The 4,868-nt window shown below is 70.1% G+C and carries 5 protein-coding genes; 4 read left to right on the top strand and 1 reads right to left on the bottom strand.

Features of this window, described 5'->3' with window-relative positions:
• Positions 1 to 115 precede the first annotated feature (115 nt).
• Complete coding sequence (gene holA / locus E1166_RS29465) at positions 116 to 1,096, top strand: DNA polymerase III subunit delta (protein WP_132343105.1); 981 nt, start codon at positions 116 to 118, stop codon at positions 1,094 to 1,096.
• A complete protein-coding gene (locus tag E1166_RS29460; RefSeq protein ID WP_243710587.1) occupies positions 1,093 to 1,590 on the top strand; it encodes a hypothetical protein in 498 nt (165 codons plus the stop codon). Before holA ends, E1166_RS29460 begins: the two co-directional genes overlap by 4 nt.
• Positions 1,591 to 1,778: 188 nt before the next feature.
• On the opposite strand, the gene rpsT is transcribed toward E1166_RS29460, so the two are convergent.
• Entirely contained in the window at positions 1,779 to 2,045 is a 267-nt protein-coding gene (rpsT, locus tag E1166_RS29455; RefSeq protein ID WP_132270937.1) for a 30S ribosomal protein S20, read from the bottom strand.
• Positions 2,046 to 2,229: 184 nt separating this feature from the next.
• On the opposite strand from rpsT, the gene E1166_RS29450 reads away from it, so the two are divergent.
• The gene (locus tag E1166_RS29450) at positions 2,230 to 2,766 is read left to right on the top strand and encodes a DUF4240 domain-containing protein (protein WP_132270938.1); all 537 of its coding nucleotides are present in this window, start codon (positions 2,230 to 2,232) and stop codon (positions 2,764 to 2,766) included.
• A gap of 208 nt (positions 2,767 to 2,974) precedes the next feature.
• A complete protein-coding gene (gene lepA, locus E1166_RS29445; protein ID WP_132343104.1) occupies positions 2,975 to 4,852 on the top strand; it encodes a translation elongation factor 4 in 1,878 nt (625 codons plus the stop codon).
• Positions 4,853 to 4,868: the final 16 nt, after the last annotated feature.

The raw sequence follows: 4,868 nt of genomic DNA, 5'->3' as shown, positions 1-4,868 counted from the left end.
GGGGAATGGTGCTTCGGTGGGGGGATGTTGGTAAATGTCTGGATTTGCGCTGTGTGCGGGGTGGGCCGCCAGTGCCGCTGATGAGCAGGCACGATCGCGTGGGAGGCGTGCCAAGATGGGCGACGTGACCGCCGCCAGCCTCCCGTCCATTCTCCTCGTTCTCGGCGACGAGGAGCTGCTCGCCACGCGAGCGGTGACCGAAGCCGTGGCGCGGGCCCGCAGTGTCGACCCCGACGCGGACGTCCGGGAGTACCAGGCGGGGTCGCTGACCCCCGGCGAGGTCGCCGAGATGCTCAGCCCTTCGCTCTTCGGCGGTCGTCGGCTGCTCGTGCTCCGAGCCGGCCAGGACGCCCGCAAGGATCTGGTCACCGAGCTACTCGGGTACGCGAAGAACCCTGACCCGGACGTGCAGCTGGTGGTTCTGCACCTGGGTGGGGCGAAGGGCAAGGCGTTCGCCGACGGACTGAAGGCGGCCGGCGCCACCGTCGTGCCCGCGGCGAAGCTCAAGGGCCACCGCGAGCGGGTCTCCTTCGTCCGCGACGAGATTCGCCGGGGCGGTGGCGTCTGCTCCGAGGACGCGGCCGAGGCGTTGATCGCGGCTGTCGGAGCCGATCTGCGCGAACTGGCCGCAGCCTGCTCCCAAATGCTCGCCGACACCGACGGGCGGATCGGCGCGGACACCGTCGCGCGGTACTACAAGGGCCGGGTCGAGGTGACCGGCTTCACCGTGGCCGACGCGACCATGATCGGGGACGTCCCGGCGGCGCTGGAGGCGTTGCGCTGGGCGCTGCACGTCGGGGTCGACCCGGTGCCGATCGCGGACGCCCTGGCCGACGGGGTCCGTACCGTGGCCCGGGTGGCTGCCGCCGGGCGGGGTGATCCGTACCAGCTGGCCAGCAGCCTCGGCATGCCGCCCTGGAAGATCAAGAATGCCCAGCAGCGGGCCCGGGGTTGGACCCCGGAGGGCCTGGTCGAGGCGATGCGAGCCGCCGCCGAGTGCAACGCCGCGGTCAAGGGTGGCGCGGACGACCGGGCGTACGCCCTGGAGAAGGCGGTCTTCTCCGTCGTGGCCGCCCGGCGGGGCGGTGCCCGGTGAACGGCCCCACCCGAACGGCGTGGCGCACCGTGCCGACCGAGGCGGAGCGGTACCGGCCGCTCTACGCCCGGGTGCTCGGACTGCGCGTCGTCAACCCGGGTGGGGTGCTCTGTTTCGTCTTCTTCGAAGGTGCCGTGGCGCTCGCCGTGCTGCTCGCCCTGGCCGAGCTGGTCAGCTGGTGGGCCGTACCGGCGCTGCCCCTGGCCGTGGCGACGATGGTCAAGCTCAACGACCTGGTGGCCGAACGGGTGGTCCGCTCGGCGGCGCTGGTACCGGAACAGGAGCGCGACCGGTTCCGCCGGCAGGTGGAGCCGGTGGTCGGGCGAGCTCGGGTGCCCCGAACGGTTGCCAGCATCCTTGTCGCCGAATGGCCTCACGGCCTGGTACGGGAACACCGGTCCGACGCGCAGCGCCCACCGGACGGCGCGCGGCACCAGCCGGAGACGGTACGCAAAGCCACGGCACCCGGCGGGCCCCCGCCGCACCCACCCTGACCGGGCGGCGATGCCGGCGGACGCGTTCCTGTTGGGCGGGGACGCCGACCATCAAGGCGCCGACGACAGTGGCGGCGTCGACCGGGTGCCAACGCAAAACCGGGTGACGAGGCCGACGATGGCGCGATGCGGACAGCCGGAAGCCCCGGGCAGTGCCCGGGGCTTCCGGTCAGGTCTGAGTCGCTCGGTCAGACCGAGAGCGAGTCGACGCGCTTGGCGATCGCCGACTTCCGGTTCGCCGCCTGGTTGGCGTGGATGACACCCTTGCTGGCGGCCTTGTCCAGCTTTCGGGCGGCCTCACGCATGAGGACGGTGGCCTTCTCGGCGTCGCCGGCCTCCGCAGCCTCGTGGAACTTCCGGACGGCGGTCTTCAGCGACGACTTGACCGACTTGTTACGCAGCCGGCGCTTCTCGTTCTGCCGGTTGCGCTTGATCTGGGATTTGATGTTCGCCACGCGACAGCCTCGTCTTGATAGCTCGGTTTGGTCTGCTTGTGCGCGCGACGAGCATGCGTCATCGCTGCGCGAAAAGCCAGGTTACCAGGTCCGCCGGGACGAACCAAAACGACTCAGGTGTGGCCCGCGACCCGCCGGACTGGCCGCCCCGGGCCGGCGGTGGGGTCTGGGAGACTGCCAGGCCATGAGGACCGACGATTTCTGGCAGCTGATCGACCGGGCGCGGGCCGGTGGCGGGGGCGAACCCGACGCGGTCGCCGCCCGCGCGGTCGCGCTGCTCGCCGAGCGGGATCCCGAGGAGATCGTCGGGTACGCCCACCACCAGCGGCGGGTATTGGCCGCGTCGCACCGGGTCGACCTGTGGGGCGCCGCGTACCTGATCAACGGGGGCGTCTCCGATGACGGCTTCGCCTCCTTCCGTGGTTGGCTGATGACCCAGGGGCGGGTGGTCTTCGCCCGGGCGGTCGCCGACCCCGACTCGCTCGCGGAGCTGCCCCGGGTCCGGGCCGCCGCGCTCAGCGGCGAGGAGTTCGCCTGCGAACCGATGCTGACGGTGCCCTGGGCGGCGTACCGCAGGGCCACCGCGACCGAGCTGCCGGCCGAGCGCGACCCGGTCGCGGTGCCGGACCTCAACGACTTCTGGGACTTCGACGACGAGGAGGAGGCCCGCCGCCGGCTGCCCCGACTGGCCACCCTCTTCGTCGAGCCGCCCGCGGAGTGACCGGGCCTCGGCAGCGAAGTGACGGGCTCGCCCGCGGAGTGACCGGGCCGGCGGCCGGATGAGTGGCTGGCCGCCAGGTGGGCGACCGGCGACCGGTGCGTGGCCGGCAGCCCAGGAGTGAGCGGACCGCGTCCGAAGCGACGTGGGAGCATAGAGGGGGCCGGCGGCGTGCCGGCCCGCTCACGTCAGCCGACCAGAACGGACCGCTGTGCCACCGACGCTCGATCCCGGCGCGAACGCTCCTGGTGCCACCGACCCGGCGCGGATCAGGAACTTCTGCATCATCGCCCACATCGACCACGGGAAGTCGACCCTGGCCGACCGGATGTTGCAGCTCACCGGCGTGGTCGATCCCCGGCAGATGCGCGCGCAGTACCTCGACCGGATGGACATCGAGCGCGAGCGCGGCATCACCATCAAGAGTCAGGCCGTCCGGATGCCGTGGACGATCCGCGAGGGTGACCGGGCCGGTGAGACCGCCGTGCTCAACATGATCGACACCCCGGGACACGTCGACTTCACCTACGAGGTGTCCCGCTCGTTGGCCGCCTGCGAGGGCGCGATCCTGCTGGTCGACGCCGCGCAGGGTATCGAGGCGCAGACGCTGGCGAACCTCTATCTGGCGCTCGAGAACGACCTGCGCATCATCCCGGTGCTCAACAAGATCGACCTGCCGGCCGCCCAGCCCGAGAAGTACGCCGAGGAACTGGCGCACCTGATCGGTGGTGACCCGGCGGACTGCATCAGGGTCTCCGGCAAGACCGGTGAGGGCGTGCCGTACCTGCTCGACGAGATCGTCCGGCAGTTCGTGCCGCCGGTCGGTGACGCCGACGCGCCCGCCCGGGCAATGATCTTCGACTCGGTCTACGACGTCTACCGGGGCGTGGTCACCTACGTCCGGGTGATCGACGGGCGGATCAGCGCCCGTGACCGGATCAAGATGATGTCCACCGCCGCGGTGCACGAGCTGCTGGAGATCGGCGTCATCTCCCCGGAGATGGTCAAGGCCGACGCCCTCGGCGTCGGTGAGGTGGGCTACCTGATCACCGGTGTGAAGGACGTCCGCCAGTCCCGGGTGGGTGACACGATCACCATCAACTCGCGGCCGGCGAAGGAGGCCCTGGGCGGCTACAAGGACCCGAAGCCGATGGTCTACTCCGGCCTCTACCCGATCGACGGATCCGACTACCCCAACCTTCGTGAGGCGCTGGACAAGCTCAAGCTCAACGACGCCGCGCTGGACTACGAGCCAGAGACCTCCGGCGCGCTCGGCTTCGGCTTCCGCTGCGGCTTCCTCGGCCTGCTGCACCTGGAGATCATCCGGGAACGGCTGGAGCGGGAGTACAACCTCGACCTGATCTCCACCGCCCCCAACGTGGTCTACCGGGCCATCACGGAGGACGGGCAGGAGATCGTGGTGACCAACCCGAGCGAGTACCCCACCGGCAAGATCGCCGAGGTGTACGAGCCGGTCGTGCGGGCCACCGTACTCACCCCGAACGACTACGTCGGCGCGGTGATGGAACTCTGCCAGGGCCGGCGGGGCAGCCTGCTCGGCATGGACTACCTCTCGGCGGACCGGGTCGAGCTGCGTTACACGCTGCCCCTCGCGGAGATCATCTTCGACTTCTTCGACCAGCTCAAGAGCCGTACCAAGGGTTACGCCTCACTGGACTACGAGCCCTCCGGCGAGCAGGCGTCCGATCTGGTCAAGGTGGACATCCTGTTGCACGGCGAGCCGGTGGACGCGTTCAGCGCGATCGTGCACAAGGACAAGGCCTACAACTACGGCACCACCATCGCCGCGAAGCTGCGCAACCTGATCCCGCGCCAGCAGTTCGAGGTACCGATCCAGGCAGCGATCGGCAGCCGGGTGATCGCCCGGGAAACCATCCGCGCCATCCGCAAGGACGTCCTCGCCAAGTGCTACGGCGGTGACATCAGCCGTAAGCGCAAGCTGCTGGAGAAGCAGAAGGAAGGCAAGAAGCGGATGAAGATGGTCGGTCGGGTGGAGGTCCCGCAGGAGGCATTCATCGCCGCCCTCTCCTCCGACTCCGGGGACGGCAAGGCGCCCGGAAAGAAGTAGCCAGGCACACGGAGTC

Origin of the sequence: Micromonospora sp. KC213, assembly GCF_004348325.1 — a bacterium.
Taxonomy (GTDB): domain Bacteria; phylum Actinomycetota; class Actinomycetes; order Mycobacteriales; family Micromonosporaceae; genus Micromonospora.
The sequence above is the reverse complement of the archived record's forward strand: the minus strand, read 5'-3'. Positions and strand labels throughout refer to the sequence as shown.